The organism is Maribacter dokdonensis DSW-8 (genome assembly GCF_001447995.1).
In the GTDB taxonomy this organism is placed as follows: Bacteria; Bacteroidota; Bacteroidia; order Flavobacteriales; family Flavobacteriaceae; genus Maribacter; species Maribacter dokdonensis.
On the sequence record NZ_LDPE01000001.1, the window covers coordinates 2030590 to 2053473 of the forward strand.

Consider the following 22884-nt stretch of genomic DNA (forward strand, 5'->3'; position numbering starts at 1 on the left):
GTATGATTCACCACTACGTATATATTATTTATTCCCCTTCACATGATGTCTACTACAAAGGGTATTCTACGGACTACTTGCGGAGATTAGAACAACACAACGCCGGCAAAACATCTTATACCAAAAACAAAGGACCGTGGAAATTGGTCTATGCAGAAGAATTGGGCTCTAAAAAAGAAGCGCTCATAAAAGAGAAAATGCTGAAAAGACAACATAGACAATATCTACTTTGGCTTTTCAAACAAAAAACCAACCTTATAGGATAGTTTGGAATACCTGTCCCGGCTCGGCCGGGAGGGTCGCGGGTTCGAGTAACCGCTTGTCTCGGACCAGCCGAGATCCAGACCGCAAAAGCTCTCAAGAAATTGAGAGCTTTTTTTGTTTAAAGCCTTTTCCTAAGTTGTATGATTCGCCACTACGTATATATTATTTATTCCCCTTCACATGATGTCTACTACAAAGGGTATTCTACGGACTACTTGTGGAGATTAGAACAACACAACGCCGGCAAAACTACTTATACCAAAAATAAAGGACCGTGGAAATTGGTCTATGTAGAAGAATTGGGTTCTAAAAAAGAAGCGCTCATAAAAGAGAAAATGCTGAAAAGACAACATAGACAATATCTACTTTGGCTTTTCAAACAAAAAACCAACCTTATAGGATAGTTTGGAATACCTGTCCCGGCTCGGCCGAGAGGGTCACGGGTTCGAGTAACCGCTTGTCTCGGACTAGCCGAGATCCAGACCGCAAAAAGCTCTCAAGAAATTGAGAGCTTTTTTTATACATTAATAAATCAAGATTATAATAGAATTGTCTTAGATAAGTAAGCGAAAAAATTAAATCAACTTACGCTTAGTTCTTAGCATTCGCTCGTTCATTAATTGAGCATATAGTATCTGATTTTCTTCAATTAACCTTTCTCGCTCAGAAACCTCGGATACCCTTTCATCACTTACAAATGCACCATAAGATTCCTCATCTTTTTGACTTTCAATAGTTAAATCGTTCAACAATAGATTTAACTCGTTAGTTACTTCAGTTTCAGATAATGCTACGGTATTTTCTTTAGAGACCACAGATTTGAATAGGCTTAAAAACGTCATAGGTATTGATTTGGGGTTTCGTATAAAACGATGCTTATGTCAAAATAGTATAATTGAAAGTAATCTTTTTCCTACTTATTTTAATAACAACAAATAGTACCTTCTAACTATAAAAAACTATAATTAGCTCATTTACGCCAAACCATACACGTATGAATGCAAAATTCTTATTTTAGGGTATCCAAAATACTACAAAAGCAAAAAAATAGTTACCATATTAGAGAATCCATTATCTATATTTATGTTGAAAAACTGGTATGTACTTTATGTAAAACCTAAGAATGAAAAAAAGGTAGCAGAAAGATTATTGAGCCATCAAATTGAAGTCTACTGCCCAATGATAAAGGAAGTAAAGCAATGGAGCGACCGTAAAAAGACCATTGAAGTCCCTTTATTCAAATCTTACGTTTTTGTACAAATTGCAGAATCGGACAGACAGAAGGTGTTTAACGTTCCTGGTGTTGTACGGTACTTGTACTGGTTAGGCAAACCAGCCATAGTGCGCAATACTGAAATGGAAGCTTTAAAAAACTGGTTATCTAATGATACGGTAGAAAACTACAGTTTATGTAAACTAGAATCTGGTGATAAGGTTGCCATTAAATATGGGGCGTTAAAGGATCAAAAAGCCGAAGTTATAGAAGTAGGTAAAAAACGTGTAAGATTGGTTCTAGAAGGTATGGGTGTTGTACTTAATATGAAAATTAGGGATTTGGCATAATTTTTCTTCACTACCTTCTGCTTTAGCTCCATACCTATGTATCTAGCTTGTTCCAATTACCAAAGACATATTTGTGCTTAGCCATGTCATATTTTCATACTTCCTACCCTTTGTTCTAAACTAAATACATCATAACATAGTAGAATTATTCTATTCTTATCATTTTAAAAAATCACACTTATAAATTCATAATAATAATTGTGAAATTATACCAAAGTACTTGTAAATAGAGATCTAAAATTTCTATTTCACAATTAACCATTTGGTTATCGATATTTTTTGGAATGTTACTTTATGCTACTTAAGTTTGTTCCTACATTTTACTCCCCCGTAAAAGTTTAATGAAGTATTAGGTATACTTCGTTTTTAAAATACAAACCTACGGTTGGTTCTAGAAAATGGGGCTGACAATGCGGAGCGCTATACCCTATTTTAAAAATCAGGCATTTTCTTAGTAACGAATCTTACATCACTTTTGCACGCTGTAGTTAATAGAATTCATTCCAATTTTTTCATTAAAGGCTACAATAGCCACAAGCTTAACGTCCTTAATCAATCTTTATCTCCAGCAAATTGAAAAAGTCATTTTTTGTTATACCACTTTCGTTCATAGCACATATATTAATTATAAATATTACTTCATATGTACTTACCCCCTACACCTATCTAAATGCATTTAGTATTCTATTTTATAATCTGGCTTGGTTTATTGCCACCTATAGTCTAGATTTTTATCCTACAGCAAGAAGGGAGGGTTTTAATGTTAATTTTAAAAATTTTTTTAAGCTAATTATAGTTTTTGGCCTTGCTTATTTTACCTCTTTTACATTTTTGACTCCGCATCCTTACTCTTGGCAACATCTGCTCATGGTATATGTGGTTATATGTTTATTGCTTTTGCTGTTTAGATTGTTCTTTTACTGGGCAAGAAATCTTGTCAGAACAAAAGAATATGTTCATACCAGAGCGGTTGTTATCGGTAGGGATAAAAACCTTAAAAAAATTCGTCACATTTTTGATATCCCAAAATATGGGTATCGGTATATGGGTTATTTTGACAATTCTAAATCAAACAGTCCTACCTATTTAGGCAACATTGAAAGTAGTTATGAATATATCTTTAAGAACAATGTTGAAGAAGTGTATTGCATGGCATCACGTTTGTCAAAAGACGAGATAAAGCACTTAATGAATATTGCCGACAACAGTTTAAAGAAGCTTAAGATCATTCCAGATAACAAGGAGCTTTTTTCAAGAGCTATGTCCATCGAATTGTATGACTCTGTACCCGTGTTAAACTTAAGGGCCTCACCATTAGACTTAGAATATTCCAATTTAATAAAACGCATATTTGACATCATCTTTTCTTTAATGGTCATAATTTTTGTTCTCTCTTGGCTAACACCTTTGGTGTATATATTAATGAAGTTAGATTCCAAAGGACCTTTATTTTTTAAACAAAAGCGTCATGGGGTCAATAAAAATACATTTTGGTGCTACAAATTTAGATCCATGACCAAAAGTGATGATAGTGACACCAAAATGGCTACAAAAAATGATATGCGTGTAACCAAACTTGGCAAAATACTACGTAAAACCAGTATAGATGAATTACCACAGTTCTTCAATGTATTAAAGGGTGATATGAGTATTGTAGGACCAAGACCGCATATGGAAGTACATACTAAACAGTATGAAACATCTGTTGAGAAATACTTGGTACGTCACTTCTTAAAACCAGGGATAACAGGCTTGGCTCAGGTAAAAGGATATAGAGGGGAAATCATACGTAAATCGGACATTGTAAACCGAGTTCGCTATGATATTTTCTACATGGAAAAATGGTCCATTCTTCTTGATATTCAAATAATTGTACTAACATTTACTAATATTTTTACTAATGAAGAAAAAGCGTATTAAAATAATTTCCACCATTTAACTAGTACTTATAAGCATTAACAAATTGCTCTTTAACGAATAATATTATTTTTGAATTTACATAAAAAAATTACGAGCCATATCCTTACTTTTAGCATATAATCTTGAACACTATGAACAATAAAGTATTTTTAAATAGATTTTTAATTCTCCTTTTACTTCCCTTAACATTTTCCTGCTCTAAAAGAAATTTAGGGTACTTCAGTAATTATGGTGATGAAAAACTACTTACGGAAGATATTACTCTTATAACAACCCAGCCAATTATTCAACCGGGGGATCTTTTACAGATTACGGTAAGTGATAATAATCCTATCGCTGCTGCACCTTTTAATAAAATCAATTTTAAAGAAGAGAACAATGAAAACGCATCTTCAAACGTACAAGATGGATATTTAGTGGACCAAAACGGGATTATTGATTTCCCAGTGATAGGAAGAATAAAAATTGGCGGTCAAACTAAAGCAAACGCAAAAATAAGTATAACCAACCTTTTAACTAATTATCTAGGAAATCCTATTGTTTCTATTCGTTATTTAAATTATAAAGTTACAGTTGTTGGTGAAGTTAAAAATCCAAGTACTTTTTTGGTACCATCAGAACGAATCAATTTAATAGAAGCACTAAGTATGGCTGGTGATCTAACGATTTACGGTAAGCGCGAAAATGTAATGGTAATTAACGAGTCTAATGGTGTACGTACGGTTTCTCATTTAGATTTAAATGATAAAGCTATATTAGACTCCCCTAATTTTTATTTAAAACCTAATGATATCGTTTATGTTGAACCCGTCAAAGCAAGAAAAGATCAATCTAGCTTAACCCGGTCGAATATAAGTCTAGTATTAGGAGTCATATCTGCTGCATCATTAATCTTATTGAATATAAATAGGTAGATTAATAAGTAGGTATTAGCTTTTGTATATAGTTATATCTACCATAAATCTTGTAATTAGCTGAAATATTTAATCCCATTATTTCATAAGCCTTTATTTTAATACATATGAATGAATCAAAAAATGAGCTATTTGGCTCGAATGATAATAATGTTGCCGATATTTTAAAAAAATATTTAAAATATTGGCCCTTATTTGCAATTTGTATTGCAATATGTATAACAAGTGTTTTCCTATACATTCGTTATAAAGCAGATACCGAATATGCCATCTTAAGCACTATATTCATAAAAGAAACCACAACTGGCCAAAGCGTAAATGAAAACCAAGGATTTAATAACCTAGGGCTAATTAAAACATCACACAGCATTGATGATGAAATGGGTATATTAAGGTCTTCGGGTATAATGGAAAAAGTCATTTCTAAATTAAATCTGAATGTTGCCTATTTTCTGGAAGGAAAAATACGTGATATAGAGATTTATGGAGCTGATGTACCTGTTAATATTCTGGTAGATGAAACATCAGACAACCTAGCTTTTGATCTTCCTATTTATATTAAAACTCTTACAGAAGACACTTATGAACTAAAAACTGAGTTTCAAGAGAAAACCATAAAATCTGTACATAATTTTGGAGATTTAGTATCAGAATCTTTTGGTACAGTGACTATAACCAAAAAAGAAAATACCACCTTTATAGAAGATGGCAAACCTGTATATTTTTTGATAAAAAATAAAGACCGATTAGTCATTGATTTTTTAGGAAGATTAGGTATTGCTCCATCAAACAAAGGAGGCAATTTGCTAAATATTAACTTTCTAAGTTCTTCCAGACAAAAAGGAGAAGACATTGTTGCTGGCTTAATCGAAACCTATGTAGAAGAAACAATTAAATATGAAAATGAGATTGCTGAAAATACCATTCAGATGATTGATGACCGCTTAACAAAACTCTCAAGTGAAATAGACGGTGTTGAAAGCAATGTCGAAAATTTCAAATCTAGAAATGTAATTACAGATGTTGCTAGTAATGCGAATAGTTATATAGGCCAGGCCAACGATTATAAAAATAGAATCTCAGAATATCAATCGCAGATCAATGTTTTAGTTTATGTTGAAGAATCATTAAATACTAATAGTGGAGATGCATCAATTAGCAGTTCTGTTGCCATGAATGATGGGGTATTAAGCAATATGGTCAATAATTACAATGAAGCATTGATAGAGAAGAAGCGATTATCACAAACAACTCCTTCCAGTAACCCAGTCATTGTAGATTTAGACTCCACTCTTAACAATTTACGTACTTCCATATTACAAAACGTACGAAGCACTAAAAACGGACTAGTAATTGCTCAACGCAATTTACAATCTAACGCAAATAAGTATCAAGCTCAAATAGCAAGGGTTCCTTCTATGGAACGCAAATTATCAGATATTAGTAGGGAGCAAAGTACCAAAGAAGGTCTTTTTCTATATCTTTTGCAAAAACGTGAAGAAGAAATACTATCCATGGCAGCTCCAGTCTCTTCTACCCGTATTGTAAGTTTACCTAAAGCTAGTTTATATCCAATAAGTCCAAATAAAATTTCCTTATACCTAGGTGGTATCCTACTAGGGTTGTTCTTGCCTTTCTGTATTGTCTTCACTAAGGAAATGTTAGATAATAAAGTGAGCTCCTTAGATCAATTAACAAAATTATCTTTAGCACCAGTTCTTGGTGAGATTTCTAAAAACAAATCAAAAAACAACCTAGTTGCAACGGAAAGAGAACGTACCGCTACCGCAGAACTATTTCGTTTACTTCGTTTCAATTTAGAATATTTAAAAAAGAATGACAAGAATCAAACCTTAATGGTCACCTCATCCGTTAAAGGGGAAGGTAAAAGTTTCGTATCTGCCAATTTAGCCATTTCTTTAGCTGCCGCAGGCGAAAAAGTTATCCTACTTTCCTTTGATTTACGAGAACCAAGCTTAATGCCATTATTTGGACTAACAGAGAAACCAGGTATAACCGATTTTATCGTAAAAAAAGGAATGACTATAGATGAAATCATACAAACCCCTACCGATATTGATAATTTAAGTCTAATTGGATCTGGAATTCCAATGATTGAAGTGGGTAAATTAATCTTAAATGAACGAATAGAAGTTTTGTTCAAAGAACTTAAAACCAAATACGATCGAATAGTTATAGATACCGCTCCTATCGGAAAAGTTTCCGACGGTTTTGCCTTAAATTCTTATATCGATAGTACAATTTATGTAGTAAGGCAGAGTTATACAAAAAACGAATATTTAAAATCATTGAACAATATATATCAAAATAACAAACTCCGTAATACTATGGTATTACTAAATGACACCACTGCCGGTCAAACTTATGGATATGGAAATAAATCAAGTTAATAGTAAGCAAACTAACTGATAAAAAATCCAAACGAAATAAATCAAAATATTGAATTTTTTTAAAAAAATAAGTGAGATAATTTCTAAATACATTCCATCTCCACTAAGAAAAGCTATCAGTCAAGTATTGGGAGCTCAATTTTTATTGCAACTTATGGGTCTGGGTATAAGTGTTCTCATGGTTAGGGTTCTACCAAAGTCAGAATATGGTATTTATACTGTACTTATGGCCGTTTTAGGGATGCTAAGTGTCATATCCGGTTCTGGTATAATGATTGGTTTCAAAAAAATAGGTGGTCAGGTTTGGAATCAAAATAAAGCTTTAGCTGATCTAATTAAAACTACTTTTTCAATTCGGAAATATTTAATTCTATTTGCCTTTTTGGTTGTTGGAACTTATGCATTTTTAGTTTTCAATAGACAGAATGTTCCATTTTACGACAGTTTATTTTTTATTGTCACATTACTTTTTATGGTGATACCAAATGCCAGTATCGGAATTTATTCAGAAGGCTTAAGGCTACAGAAAATATATGCTCCGGTACAATTACAATCACTCATTAGCCAAGGTATAAGAATAATAGGCATTTTTGTTTTATTTTTTTTTTGGAAAGAATATTTAACTATCAAAAGTATCTTGATCATTACCGTAATTGGTCTGTGGGTATCCTTGATTTACCTAAAGAAAAAACAAAATGCTAGTTTATTAATTAGTAATTCGCTTATAGAAACACCTAATGTAAATATTGAATATAGAAATACATTAATAAAATTTATAAAATTAAATTGGCACAATTCAATATTCTTTGCCTTCAAAGACCAAATCTCTATTTTCATAATCGGTATTTATGGCTCAAAGGCAAGTTTAGCAGACTTAGGGGCTATTACAAGATATTCAATGGTTTTTTTGGTAATTGTTGCACTTATTACCAATATTTTAGGACCAACATTTGGTAGGTGCAATAAAAAACAAAGGTTAAAACAGATAACCTTATTCACCTTAATTAGTTATTTATTCTTCTTCGTTTTTGTAATAATTATGGTTGTTCTTTTTTCAGACCAATTACTATGGCTTTTAGGATCAAAATATGAAGGGTTAAATAAAGAATTACTTTTGGTATTTATTTCTAGTTTATTATTACTCGGTGTACAAATTGTTAGCGCACTAAACAGCTCAAAAGGATGGATTAAATATTCTCCACTATTAGAAATACCACTTGGCATTATTGGTATTATTACAAGCATCATCGTATTTGATTTGAGTACTGTTACAGGTGCTCTATATCTGTCGATTGTTTCTATGACAATAATGCTTTTAATGCATATTGCAAATTTTATATTTGGCTATAAACATTTCAAAGAAATAACAAGTTTTTCATAAACGAAGTTAATATGAATATTTCTGTAGTTGTACCAACCTATAAACGTACTAAAGATTTTATTAGAGCTTTAATGTCATTACAGAATCAAGTAAGACCAGTTGATGAATTGATTGTTGTCATTGGGCCTGGTGATACCGATACTATTATAGCTGTAGACAATTTCGAATTTAATATCAATAAAGTTAAAATTTTAAAAGCCAAAAAACCAAGTTTAATACACTCATTAAATTTAGCCCTTAGAAATGTAGAAGGAGATATTATTTGTTTACTAGATGATGATGTTTGGTTACCTCTAGACTGGTCCAAAAAAATTGAAAAAGCTTATAAAGAGAATAAACAAATGGGAGCTTATGGCGGAAGAGACCATTTACAATCTGAAAACAAAGCTTTAGCTAGCCCATCACCTGCAATTACAGTAGGAACTTTTCTTGCGAATGGAACTGCATCAGGAAATCATCATTGTGGTTCAGTAAAATCCCCTGCAGTTGTTGATGTTTTAAAAGGTGTTAATCTGTCATTCAGAAAATCAGCCTTTAGCAAACTAGAAATAGATACTCAGTTAGAAAGTAAAGGTGCAGAAATATGCTCTGAAATTGATATCTGTCAAAGTATTCAAAAGAATAACTTTACCGTAGTTTACGATAATGATAATTATCTTTTGCATTTTGCATCCCCACGACCTAGTTATGATAATCGTGAAATATTTTTTCAATCCATTGAGAAAAATAGAATATTTAACAAATCATATGTTTATGGAAAATATAGACCATTATCTGAAATATTCTTATTTACCATAAGACAAACAATCATTGGCAATAAATTACAACCAGGAATTGTTTGGTCTTTAATTCTGTTAACTAGAACTAAAAAAATGAAAGCACTAGTATTTCCTTTTAGTCTTTACAAATACATGGTTAAAGGATTGGTAAAAGGCAGAAGAAATTATTATACACAGAATACCCAAAAAAAAATAACTTAACTGAAAGTTATTGTCTTACATCCAAAAAGTAAACAAGCCAATAATGCTATTTTTAATTGAGCTTTATAAAGCGAAACAGTTATGGGATTTTTACACTTTTGTAGCTGTATTTACAAATGATCATTTAGCCAAGCTAACTAAATTCCGACCATAAGCAGTATTAAGCAAAAGACATTTATAATGTTACTTGCAAAATTAGAACTTTACTCATACTTAAAAGAGTTCATAAAATTTTTGTTGCCAAAAACAAGTATGAAAACAATTAACCAAAGTTGAACAATCATAGTTCCCATTCTATTTCCTTTACCATTATTTTGATAAAATAGCTGCAAATAAAATACTTAAATAACAAAAAGTATGACAAATGCTATATATACCTAATGAAGATGATGCATACTCATTAAATTTTAGATACTTAGTAGGTGCAGCGGTAACAAAGTCAATACTCCATATTAAAATTTGGGAAAGTATATCCACTTAAAATTGGTAATCACATAAAACAACTAAACCATACTGTTAATTACAGAAGACTACTAAATAATTTGAATATGGAAAATAAAGTTATCCAAAAATCATTCTTCGTTTTTAAATTTAGACTCATAAGTAGTGCTACCTCGTCTTTAAGAAAAATTTATTATAGAACTAAAGGGATGACCATTAAAAAAGGGACAAATCTTCCGAAAATTTTTATAACATGGCCACACCAAGTGTATATTGGTGCAAATTGTAAACTTGAGCATCACATTTATTTTAGATTTGACGGTATTTGGAAACCTGGTAAAGCTATCCAAATTGAAGACAATACTTTCATAGGTTCAGGCACGGAATTTAATATAACTAAAGGAATTAAAATTGGAAAAAATTGTTTGATAGCCTCAGGTTCTAGATTCATTGATCATGATCACGGTTACGACACTAGATCAGTCCTTATGAATATTTCAAGAACTGGAAAAGAAGCTACTATAAAAATTGGTGAAGATGTATGGCTAGGTTGTAACGTTGTAGTTTTAAAAGGGGTTCAAATTGGTAATGGGGCCATAGTTGCAGCCGGTGCAGTTGTTAATAAATCCATACCAAAATATGAAATTTGGGGCGGAGTTCCAGCAAGAAAAATTGGAGTAAGACCTTTATAATTAATACAATTAAATACATCTGTAACCCAAGGCTACTTTTCAAATAAAGTTGAGTTAACTTTTTTAAGTAAACTAAAAGAGATTTAAAAAAGTAAAAAATTGACCAATATCATTTTTATAGTTTTTAAATAAAAACTAAACTAACAAGCAAAATACCTTTATTATTAAAGCATAAATGAAAATAATTGTCTCACACCCTACAAGTAACCAAGTCAACAGAGCTATGTTAAAAGGTCTTTATAAAGCTAATCAACTACAAAGCTTTTACACCTCTGTAGCAACTTTCCCAAACGATTCTTTAGATAGGTTAAGTGGACTAAAACCTTTTTCAGAATTAAAAAAAAGGCAGTTTGCAAGTGAACTTCAAAATATGACGCATACTTATCCATATAAAGAACTAATGCGTATGGTGTTGCCAAAAATTGGAATGAACAGCTTTACTGCTGAAGAAAAATCTAAATTTTCTATATATAGTGCGTATCAATATTTTGACAAAATGGTAGCTAAACAACTATTGATAGAACAAAATAAAGGTGCCACTGCACTTTATGCCTATGAAGATGGTGCATACCATTCATTTTTGAGAGCAAAAGAATTGGGTGTAAAATGTATGTATGATCAACCTATAGGCTATTGGCGAGTTGCACATCGTATACTACAAAAAGAACGTGAATTATGGCCGGAATGGGAAGCCACTATACCTGGCCTAAATGACTCAGAAGAAAAGTTATTAAATAAGGATAACGAATTACAATTAGCGGATTGCGTATTTGCCGCTAGTACTTTTACCGCTAACTCATTAAAAGAGTATCCTGGAGAATTAAAACAAATTAAAGTAATACCTTTTGGCTTTCCCGAAATTAAAACCAACAAACAATTCAAAAACATTTCACCTAATAGTAAGATTCGCCTTTTATTTGTAGGTGGACTATCTCAACGAAAAGGAATTGCAAATTTATTTACAGCAGTAAACAAATTTAAAAATCAAATAGAATTAACAATCGTAGGTAGAAAGCTTAACGAAAATTGCGAAGTATTAAATAAAGAGCTTAAAAAACATAATTATATTTCCAGTCTACCTTTCCAAAAAGTTTTGGAATTAATGGGGCAAAATGATGTTTTTGTATTCCCATCACTTTTTGAAGGTTTTGGTATGGTAATAACTGAGGCCATGTCACAAGGTTTACCGGTTATAACTACCATAAACACGGCTGGTGGAGATTTAATAGAACATGGTAAAAACGGATGGCTAGTACAACCTGGCGACACCGACGGCTTAATTGATATGCTACAAGAATTAATTCAGAACCCCGAACAAATTACAGTTGTTGCAAAAGAAGCTATAAAAACGGCAGAGGCAAGACCATGGTTTAAGTATTCAAAAGAAGTAGCAAATACTTTGACCAAATTAAAGTAAATTATTTTGATCCGATTATCTCAAAAAATAGACACTGAAAACTATACCTTAGTTTGGTTGAAAAGAGGCATATGGCTGTACTTCTTTTTACTGATTTTTGAAGGCGCGCTACGAAAATGGGTACTACCAGGGCTCTCAGATTTGTTATTAATTATAAGAGACCCACTAGCTATTGTAATGCTATTTTTTGCATGGAAAGCAAATATTTCAAAAGTAAATGGGTATATCATTACTATGAGTGCTATTACAATATTAAGTGTAATTGCTACCTTTTTTACTGGTCATCAAAATATTGTTGTAACTGTTTATGGAGCTAGAATATTACTAATTCAGTTTCCGTTTATTTTTGTCATAGGGTCTGTTTTTTCTAAGGAAGATGTTATTAAAGTTGGCAAACTTTTACTTTGGATATCTATTCCTATGACAATTTTAATAGTACTCCAATTTTATAGTCCTCAATCTGCATGGGTAAATAGAGGGGTTGGTGGTGATTTGGAAGGTGCTGGATTTTCTGGTGCTTTGGGTTATTATAGACCTCCGGGAACTTTTTCTTTTACTAATGGTACTAGTTTATTTTATCATTTTTTAGCATGCTTTGTTTTTATCTTCTGGCTAATGCCTAAAACAATCAACAAATTATTATTGGTCTTAGCCACCATATGTGTATTAATTGCCATACCCATATCTATAAGTAGAACTTTATTGTTTTCTGTAGTTATCTCGCTGATATTTTATTTTTTTGCTTCATATTTTAGACCAAATTTTTTAAGAAAGTTATTGATTTTTATTACTAGTATTTTGGTTATTGGTTTTATTGTATCTAACCTAGAATTTATGGGTGATGCCACCGAAGCCTTTACATCAAGATTTACCAATGCTAGTGAAAGCGAAGGAGGTTTAGAGGGTACTTTAATTGACAGATACTTGGGTTTATTGATTGGAGCTGTAACAGATACCCAAGGTATTCCTTTTTTTGGGCACGGTATGGGCATGGGTACTAATGCAGGCAGTCAACTTTTAACAGGTGGTCGTACATTTTTAATCGCTGAAGATGAATGGGCACGTACCATTGGCGAAATGGGTATTTTTCTTGGAGTAGCAGTTATTTTTACAAGATTAATACTAACATTTAATTTAAGCTTGCAAAGTTTTAAAGCCGTAAAAAATTTAAATTTTATTCCATTTTTATTATCTAGCTTTATTATTCTCATAGTTCCTCAAGGGCAATGGTCACAACCCACAAGTTTAGGTTTCGCCATTTTTGTTACTGGCATTTTAATAGCTTCATTTAACACCAAAATCAATTGAACAGTTTTAATTATCCCAAACTATATAATTACAATTTTCAATTCATCATATTTTATGCAAGAAAGCAATAGAAATTATACTCTAGATCTAATTAGAGGAGTTAGTGCCCTTATAGTTTTGATGAGTCATTTAAGAGCAGCCATGTTTTTAGATTTTAATCAACTAGATTTAAATGTGGGTACCGGTATTATTGCAAAAGTATTCTATTTTATAACAGGTTTAGGTCACCAAGCGGTAATGGTATTTTTTGTTTTAAGCGGATATTTTGTTGGTGGATCTATATTAAAGCTTAGAAAAAAGTTTACTTTCAAAAAATACCTTATTGCACGATTATCGAGACTTTGGACTCCCTTGATCCCTATTTTATTTTTTACCCTTTTTATCGATTATTTTTTAAATATTTTATTTCCCGAAATTATTTCTGGCAATTATTATGATATATTAAATTCAGGACCAACTACAGATTATTCAAACTCAATAATCACCTTCATTTCCAATATATTGTTTTTGCAAACAACTATGACTCCTGTATATGGTTCTAACGGTCCTTTATGGAGTCTTGCATATGAATTCTGGTATTATATAATTTTTCCTTTAATAGCAATTGTTGTTGGGGTTATACCTTCAAGTGTATGGAATAAAATAATTTCCATAATTTTCATAATACTTATCTCTGTTACTGTATCAACAAATATGCTTCAAGGTTTTTTGATTTGGATGTTAGGTGTTGGCGTATATTATATCACAACTAAGAACAATATCAAGACAAACACTCTATTTATAACGATTTTTATTCTATTTTTTGTAGTTTCCTTAATACATAGTAAATTTCATTTCTTTAATTCGAAGAATGATTTTTTAGAGGACTTATTTGTGGGGCTTGCATTTAGTGGATTATTAATATCTATAATTAATTATCAATTACCTAAAATATCATTTTTAAACCTTAGAAAATTATCTTTTGGTCTATCTGAAATCTCTTATACGCTATACATATTACACTTTCCATTAGTATTACTAATTTATGGTATATTCTATATAAAAGACCAAGAGGTTTTTAGCGTATCTAGCCTTTTACAATTCTTTGCATGGTCATTGTTTTTAATTATTGTTAGTGCTTTATTTTGGTATTTATTTGAAAGGAACACTAATAGTGTCCGTCAATTTATGATTAAAATTTTTAAATAATAATTAGGAGGAATCTATTTCAGAAAACCACATAATGTATTTACTAACAATCCGACGCCTATGAATGAAGTTGGTGGTAATTCAGCTATCTATATAGAACCTTTCTTTAAGACCAACGAAATTAAGACTAAGGCAACTAAAGCAGCAAAAGTTGTTAATACCATTTTAACTTTTAAAGGACAATAAATTTCTAAGTCTTAGAACAACCAAAGTAGAACAGGTTAAAATTTCTATGATGAAAGTTTTTTAAAAGAAATAGAATCATTCTACAAGTCTATAGTTACTTCTTAATGCAATTAATAGGACTACAGTTTAATCCAATACTTATTTCAATTGCAGATATCATATTCATATTACACAATCTTTTAAAGCGTACATCATGAAAACAAGTAATACAAAACGCATTTTGTTCGTCGGTTATAATTTTTCTCCAGAACTTACAGGTATTGGTAAATATTCAGGAGAAATGATGCATTGGTTAGCAGAAAAAGGACATGAGTGCACCGTTCTAACCTCCTACCCTTATTACCCATATTGGAAGATACAGAAACCTTATAGAATTAACCGTTTTTGGTATAAAAAAGAGGTGACCGAATTTGAATCAGGTGGAAAACTACGGGTTATACGTTGTCCTATGTACGTGCCAAATAAACCAAGTGGATTAAAAAGAATGCTTCTAGACTGTACCTTTTCACTATCAGCATTTTTAGTGAGTGTTCCACTTTTTTTCTATAAAAAATATAGCAGAGTTATTACCGTTGCACCTTCTTTTCAAATTGGTTTACTAGGTGTCTTTTATAAAAGAATTAGACATGCGATGCATATACACCACATACAGGATATGCAAATTGAGGCTGCACAAGATTTAGGCATGATCAAATCTCCAAAGCTACTAAAAGCTTTATATGGTATTGAAAAATACATTTATAAACATACTGATATTATTAGCAGCATATCTGACGGCATGATTGAAAAAATAGAACATAAAGCATTAAAACCTGTTTCATTTTTCCCTAATTGGACAGAAACCAAGAACTTTTACCCCATTGAAAACAATGAACATTTAAAAAAGCAATTTGGATTTAAACCTTCAGATTATGTTGTTTTATATTCCGGGGGTATTGGTGAGAAACAAGGCTTAGATGCCATATTGTACTCAGCCAGGCATCTGAACTCACACAAATCGTTACAGTTTGTTATTTGTGGCACAGGTCCTTATAAGCAAGTGCTTAAAAAGAAAACAAATGAAATGAATTTGAACAATGTTCATTTTATGCCGTTGCAACCAAAAGAAAACTTTAATCAATTTTTAAATATGGCCGATTTACATTTGGTCATACAAAAAGAAAAAGCCAGTGATCTTGTCATGCCGTCTAAACTTACCACCATTTTAGCGGTAGGTGGATTATCTTTAATAACAGCGAATCCTGACTCTAGTTTACATCGTGTAGTAAGTAAACACAGTATGGGTATTTTAGTTTCTCCTGAAAATCAAGAAGCTTTAAATAAAGGTATCCTAAAAGGTCTAAATGAAATGGACAACAAAAATATAAAGAAGGCTGCACGTAAATATGCCGAAAAATATTTAGCCATTGATACTGTAATGCAAGATTTCAATAAAAAAATTACCGCTGATCAAAAAAGACAAGTATTTCAATTTGTCGATTAAAATTTCATCAATAACCTATTAAATGATTTCCTCTAATTACCAAAGGTGTAGTACTGAAATTAAAATTTATAACGTTTATAAACAAATTAGGTAGGTCGTTATTACAGATAGTAAGTATAGAATTGTAACAATGGAACGGTTAAGTATCGAAATTGTACTTCCAGTAGCCTAACAAAGTCTTGGCTATAAACATCTAGTTTTACGCGGCTTTTACATAAAATGATAATTTAATATTACAAAACAACAACTACTTAAAGTTTCAACTATTTTTTGAATGAAAATCAATTATTTCTTTAGACATCCAAAAGTCGGTCATTCTATACATCGCGTATTCAGAACTTTAATTCAAGAGTTAAAAAAAACAGTTGAAATAGATACCTTTAACGTACCCAACATTGGGTCAATGCCATTTGATGTCCTAAAAAATAATTTTTACATCTATAAAAAACGAGACACAAAGGCTATTCATCATGTTACAGGTCATATACACGATGTACTTTTATCCCTGACCAGTGTTAAAACGGTTTTAACCATCCATGACCTAGTATTCTTAGACAATGTTAATAATCCTATCAAACGTCTCTACAAATGGTTGTTTTGGTTCTATCTACCTATTAAAATAGCAGATAGGGTAGTTTGCATATCTAACCAAACCAAAAACAACATTTTAAACAAAATAAGCACAGACAAATTATCGGTTATTTACAATGCAGTAGACCCCATATTTAAATATACACCACATGATTTTAATGAAGAAAAACCAGTGATACTTCATATTGGAACAGGGTGGAATAAAAATCTAGAGCTTACAGTTGAAGCATTAGAAGATATTGATTGTCATTTAAGAATCATTGGAAATATAAGTGATAAACAATTACAACTTCTAATGAAATATAAAATTGATTTTTCAAATGAATCTAATATGACCGATGAACAAATTAAACAGGAATATGTTAATTGTGATATTGTAAATTTCCCTTCTAAATATGAAGGCTTTGGTATGCCCGTAATAGAAGGGCAACAGACCGGAAGAGTTGTTGTCACCACTAAAATAGAACCTATTATTGAAGTTGCCAATGACGCTGTAGCTTTCGTATTTCCTGATGACGTTAATTCATTGAGAAATACATATTTGAAAATAAAAACTAATTCTGCTTATAGAAACAATATTATTGAAAAAGGACTAGCTAATGCAAAGCGGTTTTCCGTTGAAACTATTGCGTTACAGTATATTAACTTATATCAAGATTTATATAAAGAATGAAAATACTACGTATAATACCTAGCATGGACCCAACGCAGGGAGGTCCTTGCCAAGGCATCCGAAATTCCATACCCGAACTACAAAAACTAGGTGTTACCAATGAGGTGGTGTGTTTAGATGAATCATCTTCATCATATTTAAGTAATGACCCATTTACTATTCATACTTTAGGAAAAGCCAAAACTCCTTGGAAATTTAATAAGAACTTACTACCATGGTTAATACAGAATTTTAAAAATTATGATACTATTATTGTACATGGTCTTTGGTCCTATCATAGCCATGTAGCTATAAAAGCTTTTTTAAGGCTAAAGAAGAAAGAAAAGGGCACGCAAAAAATATATGTAATGCCGCATGGCATGTTAGACCCCTATTTTCAAAAAGCAGAATCGCGAAAGTTAAAAGCCCTACGTAATGACATTTATTGGAAATGGATAGAAAACAAAGTCATTAACCAGGCTGACGGTATTTTATTTACTTGTGAAGAAGAATTACTATTGGCCCGTACAACATTCCCTAACTATAAGCCAAAAAAAGAAATTAATGTTGGTTATGGTATACAGCCGCCACCAGCATATAACAAAGATATGCGCAAAGCATTCTGTAAAAAAGTACACCAATGGAACGGAAAACCACACTTAGTTTTCTTAAGTAGAATACATCCAAAAAAAGGAGTAGACCTACTTATAAAAGCTTACCTCAAAATTGAGAAAGAAATGGACAATATACCTCAATTAGTAATTGCAGGTCCAGGACTAGAAGAACCCTACGGTAAGGAAATGCAAGACCTAGCAAACAAATCTAAAAATATCTTATTTCCGGGAATGTTAAGTGGCAGTGAAAAATGGGGCGCTTTTTATGAAAGTGAAGTGTTTATATTACCAAGTCATCAAGAAAATTTTGGCATTGCCGTTGTAGAAGCATTAGCCTGCTCTAAACCAGTATTGATAAGCGAAAAAGTAAATATCTGGCGGGAGATTTCACAGGAAAACGCAGGTATCGTCAAAAAAGACACCGAAAAAGATACTTTTCTTCTTTTAAAAGAATGGCTATCAAAAACAACTATAGAACAGGAACAAATGGCGAAAAATGCTTTTAATGTCTATACAAAACACTTTACTATTGCCAATGCCGGCAAGCAGTTATTAAACAATATCGAATAAACAATTTTCATGAACACCACTAAATCTAAAGTATTATTGAACGATTTTAATCCTAACATTGGATTAAAAAGAGGTGCAAGTAAATTAAAGGAGATTATTTGGTACTTGATCAAGATTATATTTTTCTTAAGCGCTTTGCCTTATCCAAGTGTACTAAAAATATGGTTATTGAAAATCTTCGGTGCAAAAGTTGGCACAGGTATTGTAATTAAACCGAGAGTTAACATACACTTTCCTTGGAAGTTAGAAATTGGCAGTCATGTATGGATAGGTGAAGAAGCCTTTATTTTAAACTTTGAGCAAATAAAAATAGGTAATAACGTATGTATTTCTCAAAGGAGTTTCTTATGTGGCGGTAATCATGATTACCGAATTCCCTCCATGCCTTACCGAAACGGCCCTATAATACTACAAGATGGCTGTTGGGTTGGCGCTAATTGTTTTATTGGTCCAAATGTTATAGTGGGCTACGACTCTGTAATTACGGTGGGGTCAATAATAGTTGACAATATAGAACCAAATAAAGTAATTACTCAAAGACCTAAAAACAAAACTACCTTGCGATGGAGATAATGTAAACCAATTAATGCGTTACCAAAAATTGAGGATAGGGGGTTGAAATATCATCTAAAATAATTGAGGGAGTACGATTAGAATAATTTATAAGTAAAGACTGTGTTCCTTCATCACCTGATATAATTGAATTTATTAACATACCATTATCCATTCTACCTAATCTTCCCAACACATTTGAATTTCTCACAAAAGCTTTTACACTTGCATCTGATGTAAATAAATCAATATCATCTAAAAAACTACTGCCTTCAATCATAATTTCTCTAATATCAAAAATAGTTTTAGCATTATTTTGATTGAATCTACAAGAGTACAAGCTAATTGGACTACCACCAATAATATAATTACCTGTATGATTGGTAAAATCGCAATTCGCAAAAAAAGATCCATTATGATATTTCATATCAGCAGCAATTTCATTCTTATCAAATTTAGAATTTACCCAAGCGTTTAGATTATCTGCTCTGCCAGCAATCATGCTAATTGCAGTATCACATTCTACATACTGATTTTTATAAAATACTATCTTATCAACATACATCATTGTATAATTCTCACCCGAGACATAATTAGGATCAACTTCTTGAAAAAATCCAATTCCACAATTAACAAAGTTTAAATGATCCAAAAAATTATTATCAAAACCATAAAATTTATCCAAATGAATCCCGATTTCTTGATCACGAAAAACTAAAAACTTAAATACACATGAGGTGACTTGCATAAAATTATCTCCTATATGATGGATTCTTAAACCAGTACTACCTCCTTGCAAGGTTAAATTAGAAAGTACGAAATTGACAGCAGTAGAATTACCTTTACCTGTTACTAAAGGAAAATCATCCGAAAGACCTACTATTGCAGTTTTACCGGTACCTTGACCTATAATACCTTCTTCATCCTCAATTATTAAAGTTTTTCCTATATAGTAAATACCCTCTTCTAGTTCAGCTATACCATTACTATCAATTAAATTTTGAATATAATCACTCTGATCAGTCTTGGAGACCCTCTGATTAGACCAATCAGGACCTAAAATATCTGGAATAGTTTCGTATGAGGGATTATCCCATGCGTCATTTTCAGTTCCAAGTAAAAATTTTGTTAAACTACTCTTTTCTGTATCCGATAAATTATTATTTAACTCTGTTTGATTATATTGAATAACGTTATTACCAGAGTAACCGTTAAAATTAAAGCCAGTAGACTCATTCTCCATAATATAACCCTCAGATTTATCATGTAAAGACACTATATTAGTATTATTTCTTACGATACTAAAACCGCCTCCATTGGAGGTAGTTATTTTACCAAAAACATCTAAGTTATTAGCCTGAATATCGAACACTGGACTTTTATATTCAATATTATTACCTCCTGTAAGTCCAACCAATTTTACATCACCCATATTACGCAAAAAGGTCATTGCCTTATCACTCTCATTATTCCAATTCCAACTTTCAGAATCAAGACCTAGATAAGTCTGAGAAGACAAATTCTCAAGTTCTATTGCATGACCCCCGGGTGTTAATAAATTAGACCATACTGTTACATTTCCATAACTTGGTGTAACATCATTACCTTTCATCACAACTTGAGGCCATTCCCCATGGACCCAATGTTTAATAAATTTGTTATTACGGAAATACCCAGAACCCCTGCTATCCCAATTTAATCGACACCTATCTAAATTAATAAAGGTGTTATCTTCTAAAGCACAATTAGTACACTCAAGTGGTGTAAAACGAATATTCTTAAACGTGGAATTAGAAATTTTAGCGCCAGAGTTAAATAATATATAAGAGTCTACATTCTGTATTCTAACGTTACTACTACCCGATTGTATAGTAATGTTGGGGACTTTAGTTATTGTTGGGTGCCCAAACAATCGTTGTCCTGAAGTCATTATTATGGGATTACCAGAGTAATCACCATTTTCTAAGCGAACAGAACCATGAGTAATTAATGCTTCTTGTAAATGATCAGCTTCAGAAACTGGCAACAGGTATGAGTTGAAGTATAAAATCTCTTCTTCAAAATTTTGAACCCCTGTAAATTCTTCTGTTTCATCAATGTCTGTTTCTTTCTTTGAATCTAAGGCATAATGGTAATTTTGCCCAAAAACAGCACCAGTTATTAAAAATGTAAGTAAACACAATAGCTTCATTGCCCGGATATTATATAAGAGTTAACACCCATTTTTCTAAGTAACCCAAAACGAACATTTCCTGTTTCACTTTCAAAGGTTGCACTACCACCCATCACATAATTGATCTGCACAGCACTATCGCCAGCAATGGTTAAATTTGCACCATTATGCGCTTCTAAATTAATGGTATCACCAATTTCCATAGCATCAAAATTAGACGTTAAAACCAAGGTAGCGCTAGCTTTGCATTCAATTATATTGCCAATATCATCCACATTTATTGCTCTACCGTTCTGTAATGAAATTACTTTCGATCTTAAAGTATAGTCGCCGTCTGAAGATACAAGACTGCTGGCAGTATTGGAATGTAAGGCATAGGGCACACTTAAAAGTTCAGTTAAACCAGTAAGCGTATAATTTGAACCACCTTCTAAATCCATTTTAGTTTCAAGAAAAAATGATCCATTATACCAGTCTATTTCTGAAAAATCACCAAAAGTGACATCTCCTGAACCAATCTGTAAACTTACCAGACCATTTTCATTGGTAATTTGATTATGAACTTCTTCATAAACCCGCTCTCCATTTGTAGATCCTTGAATAACGCCAATTTTTAATCCTACTTGAGACACAGCTAAAATTGAACCATCAATGTTACGAACAACAGCTTGATAACTCATCTTTTCAGGACCCTGTGCAAAAACCCCAGCACACAAAAAAATAAAATAGAGCGCTATGACTATTTTTACTTTCATTTTTTAATAATTTTTAAAGACTTTAATACTTCATCATTCTGATATATTACTATGACATATAAACCAGAGGTCACAATTTCAAATGAAATTTCATTCAGAGCGTTTTCCAATACCTCATTTTGAATTAATTTGCCTCCGAAATCAAAGATGCTATACGAGATATTTTCAATATTCAAATCTCCTAAACTTAAAAACAACTTATTAGTTACAGGATTTGGATAAGCCACAATTTCTATTTTAGAACTATTATCACTGCCACTACTTTCCCCTTGCTGAACGCCCATTAATATTTGACCTTCTTTCACAAATACTTGACTTGTAAAAATTTGACCTATAGAAAAAGAAAAATTACCTTCTTGACCAACACTATATCCTCCACCAGAGTTTATGGAATGTTTAGTTTGCTCCATACTGGACCCAACGGATATATCATTATCTTGACCTAAGACCGGTATGACGGACATTAACAATAAAACAAAAAATAGAAATCTCATTAAAAATCACAAAAGTCTAAACGGTCTAAGTGTATGAAAATAAACTGAATAGTATTTAAAAAAAATAAACACAACAACTATTCTATGAACAAAAATAAGTCATACTTTGTTAAAGTAATACGGTATAAATCCCATTTAAGACTTTAGAATTCAGGTTTTTACATTCTTTTTAAAATAAACTTAAAATCCTAAGGAAAATTTAATAAAACCCCACTTTTGTGATTGAATAGGTAGTTTTTAAAACTGTTAAATTTTTATTTAATGAAAAGGAAGTAAAATGTTCACAAATAATTAATAAACAGCATACCAAACAGTTAAGTAATTACTGGATAGCC

Annotated in this window: 21 protein-coding genes; 17 read left to right on the top strand and 4 right to left on the bottom strand. The window is 31.7% G+C overall.

Annotation, left to right across the window (positions count from 1 at the left end):
• The first annotated feature begins 2 nt into the window (after positions 1-2).
• Together I600_RS08820 and I600_RS08825 are read left to right on the top strand one after the other, a co-directional pair.
• Positions 3-266 carry a GIY-YIG nuclease family protein gene (locus I600_RS08820; RefSeq protein ID WP_058104065.1) on the top strand — a complete coding sequence of 88 codons (264 nt, stop codon included), beginning with the start codon at positions 3-5 and terminating at the stop codon, positions 264-266.
• A gap of 138 nt (positions 267-404) precedes the next feature.
• On the top strand, positions 405-668 hold the full coding sequence (locus tag I600_RS08825; RefSeq protein ID WP_058104066.1) for a GIY-YIG nuclease family protein: 264 nt from the start codon (positions 405-407) through the stop codon (positions 666-668).
• 171 nt (positions 669-839) lie between these two features.
• Here the strand turns inward: I600_RS08825 and I600_RS08830 are convergent, their stop codons facing one another.
• Positions 840-1106, bottom strand: coding sequence for a hypothetical protein (locus tag I600_RS08830; protein WP_058104067.1), 267 nt, complete (start codon positions 1104-1106; stop codon positions 840-842).
• Between the two features lie 241 nt (positions 1107-1347).
• Between I600_RS08830 and I600_RS08835 the strand changes: the two genes are divergently transcribed.
• From I600_RS08835 to I600_RS08900, 15 genes are all read left to right on the top strand, one after another.
• Positions 1348-1827, top strand: coding sequence for a UpxY family transcription antiterminator (locus I600_RS08835; protein WP_058104068.1), 480 nt, complete (start codon positions 1348-1350; stop codon positions 1825-1827).
• A gap of 573 nt (positions 1828-2400) precedes the next feature.
• Complete coding sequence (locus I600_RS08840) at positions 2401-3747, top strand: undecaprenyl-phosphate glucose phosphotransferase (RefSeq protein WP_058104069.1); 1347 nt, start codon at positions 2401-2403, stop codon at positions 3745-3747.
• Positions 3748-3878: 131 nt separating this feature from the next.
• Positions 3879-4661, top strand: a complete 783-nt coding sequence (locus I600_RS08845) for a polysaccharide biosynthesis/export family protein (RefSeq protein ID WP_058104070.1) — start codon at positions 3879-3881, stop codon at positions 4659-4661.
• A gap of 107 nt (positions 4662-4768) precedes the next feature.
• Positions 4769-7072: a GumC family protein gene (locus tag I600_RS08850; RefSeq protein ID WP_058104071.1), complete on the top strand. Its 2304-nt coding sequence runs from the start codon at positions 4769-4771 to the stop codon at positions 7070-7072.
• Between the two features lie 49 nt (positions 7073-7121).
• Positions 7122-8453 (top strand): lipopolysaccharide biosynthesis protein, encoded by a 1332-nt coding sequence (locus I600_RS08855; RefSeq protein WP_157490856.1) that lies wholly within the window; start codon positions 7122-7124, stop codon positions 8451-8453.
• Between the two features lie 11 nt (positions 8454-8464).
• Positions 8465-9433: a glycosyltransferase family 2 protein gene (locus tag I600_RS08860; protein ID WP_058104073.1), complete on the top strand. Its 969-nt coding sequence runs from the start codon at positions 8465-8467 to the stop codon at positions 9431-9433.
• A gap of 548 nt (positions 9434-9981) precedes the next feature.
• Positions 9982-10566 (top strand): acyltransferase, encoded by a 585-nt coding sequence (locus I600_RS08865; protein ID WP_058104074.1) that lies wholly within the window; start codon positions 9982-9984, stop codon positions 10564-10566.
• 175 nt (positions 10567-10741) lie between these two features.
• Entirely contained in the window at positions 10742-11983 is a 1242-nt protein-coding gene (locus tag I600_RS08870; protein ID WP_058104075.1) for a glycosyltransferase family 4 protein, read from the top strand.
• Between the two features lie 6 nt (positions 11984-11989).
• A complete protein-coding gene (locus tag I600_RS08875; protein WP_245188862.1) occupies positions 11990-13291 on the top strand; it encodes a hypothetical protein in 1302 nt (433 codons plus the stop codon).
• Positions 13292-13345: 54 nt separating this feature from the next.
• The gene (locus tag I600_RS08880; RefSeq protein ID WP_058104076.1) at positions 13346-14479 is read left to right on the top strand and encodes an acyltransferase family protein; all 1134 of its coding nucleotides are present in this window, start codon (positions 13346-13348) and stop codon (positions 14477-14479) included.
• Between the two features lie 60 nt (positions 14480-14539).
• A complete protein-coding gene (locus I600_RS19555; RefSeq protein ID WP_262493596.1) occupies positions 14540-14665 on the top strand; it encodes a hypothetical protein in 126 nt (41 codons plus the stop codon).
• Positions 14666-14858: 193 nt separating this feature from the next.
• The gene (locus I600_RS08885; protein ID WP_058104077.1) at positions 14859-16148 is read left to right on the top strand and encodes a WcaI family glycosyltransferase; all 1290 of its coding nucleotides are present in this window, start codon (positions 14859-14861) and stop codon (positions 16146-16148) included.
• A gap of 274 nt (positions 16149-16422) precedes the next feature.
• Positions 16423-17412, top strand: a complete 990-nt coding sequence (locus I600_RS08890) for a glycosyltransferase family 4 protein (RefSeq protein ID WP_058104078.1) — start codon at positions 16423-16425, stop codon at positions 17410-17412.
• A gap of 23 nt (positions 17413-17435) precedes the next feature.
• Positions 17436-18575, top strand: a complete 1140-nt coding sequence (locus I600_RS08895; RefSeq protein WP_245188863.1) for a glycosyltransferase — start codon at positions 17436-17438, stop codon at positions 18573-18575.
• A 9-nt stretch (positions 18576-18584) separates the two neighbouring features.
• Positions 18585-19148, top strand: coding sequence for a WcaF family extracellular polysaccharide biosynthesis acetyltransferase (locus I600_RS08900; protein WP_058104080.1), 564 nt, complete (start codon positions 18585-18587; stop codon positions 19146-19148).
• Between the two features lie 10 nt (positions 19149-19158).
• Here the strand turns inward: I600_RS08900 and I600_RS08905 are convergent, their stop codons facing one another.
• The 3 genes from I600_RS08905 to I600_RS08915 are packed head-to-tail and all read right to left on the bottom strand — an operon-like array spanning position 19159 to position 22549.
• Positions 19159-21318: a hypothetical protein gene (locus I600_RS08905; RefSeq protein WP_058104081.1), complete on the bottom strand. Its 2160-nt coding sequence runs from the start codon at positions 21316-21318 to the stop codon at positions 19159-19161.
• The gene (locus tag I600_RS08910; protein WP_058104082.1) at positions 21315-22055 is read right to left on the bottom strand and encodes a hypothetical protein; all 741 of its coding nucleotides are present in this window, start codon (positions 22053-22055) and stop codon (positions 21315-21317) included. The genes I600_RS08905 and I600_RS08910 overlap by 4 nt, the downstream gene beginning before the upstream one ends.
• Positions 22052-22549, bottom strand: a complete 498-nt coding sequence (locus I600_RS08915) for a T9SS type A sorting domain-containing protein (protein ID WP_058104083.1) — start codon at positions 22547-22549, stop codon at positions 22052-22054. Before I600_RS08915 ends, I600_RS08910 begins: the two co-directional genes overlap by 4 nt.
• Between the last annotated feature and the right edge of the window lie 335 nt (positions 22550-22884).

Bases quoted from the DNA above. Each gene is read 5' to 3' on its own strand.
- I600_RS08825 (WP_058104066.1), top strand. From the start codon at position 405: ATGATTCGCCACTACGTATATATTATTTATTCCCCTTCACATGATGTC.
- I600_RS08835 (WP_058104068.1), top strand. From the start codon at position 1,348: ATGTTGAAAAACTGGTATGTACTTTATGTAAAACCTAAGAATGAAAAA.
- I600_RS08865 (WP_058104074.1), top strand. From the start codon at position 9,982: ATGGAAAATAAAGTTATCCAAAAATCATTCTTCGTTTTTAAATTTAGA.
- I600_RS08830 (WP_058104067.1), bottom strand. From the start codon at position 1,106: ATGACGTTTTTAAGCCTATTCAAATCTGTGGTCTCTAAAGAAAATACC.
- I600_RS08890 (WP_058104078.1), top strand. From the start codon at position 16,423: ATGAAAATCAATTATTTCTTTAGACATCCAAAAGTCGGTCATTCTATA.
- I600_RS08820 (WP_058104065.1), top strand. From the start codon at position 3: ATGATTCACCACTACGTATATATTATTTATTCCCCTTCACATGATGTC.
- I600_RS08860 (WP_058104073.1), top strand. From the start codon at position 8,465: ATGAATATTTCTGTAGTTGTACCAACCTATAAACGTACTAAAGATTTT.
- I600_RS08895 (WP_245188863.1), top strand. From the start codon at position 17,436: ATGGACCCAACGCAGGGAGGTCCTTGCCAAGGCATCCGAAATTCCATA.
- I600_RS08870 (WP_058104075.1), top strand. From the start codon at position 10,742: ATGAAAATAATTGTCTCACACCCTACAAGTAACCAAGTCAACAGAGCT.
- I600_RS08845 (WP_058104070.1), top strand. From the start codon at position 3,879: ATGAACAATAAAGTATTTTTAAATAGATTTTTAATTCTCCTTTTACTT.
- I600_RS08905 (WP_058104081.1), bottom strand. From the start codon at position 21,318: ATGAAGCTATTGTGTTTACTTACATTTTTAATAACTGGTGCTGTTTTT.
- I600_RS19555 (WP_262493596.1), top strand. From the start codon at position 14,540: ATGAATGAAGTTGGTGGTAATTCAGCTATCTATATAGAACCTTTCTTT.
- I600_RS08850 (WP_058104071.1), top strand. From the start codon at position 4,769: ATGAATGAATCAAAAAATGAGCTATTTGGCTCGAATGATAATAATGTT.
- I600_RS08880 (WP_058104076.1), top strand. From the start codon at position 13,346: ATGCAAGAAAGCAATAGAAATTATACTCTAGATCTAATTAGAGGAGTT.
- I600_RS08885 (WP_058104077.1), top strand. From the start codon at position 14,859: ATGAAAACAAGTAATACAAAACGCATTTTGTTCGTCGGTTATAATTTT.
- I600_RS08910 (WP_058104082.1), bottom strand. From the start codon at position 22,055: ATGAAAGTAAAAATAGTCATAGCGCTCTATTTTATTTTTTTGTGTGCT.
- I600_RS08900 (WP_058104080.1), top strand. From the start codon at position 18,585: ATGAACACCACTAAATCTAAAGTATTATTGAACGATTTTAATCCTAAC.
- I600_RS08915 (WP_058104083.1), bottom strand. From the start codon at position 22,549: ATGAGATTTCTATTTTTTGTTTTATTGTTAATGTCCGTCATACCGGTC.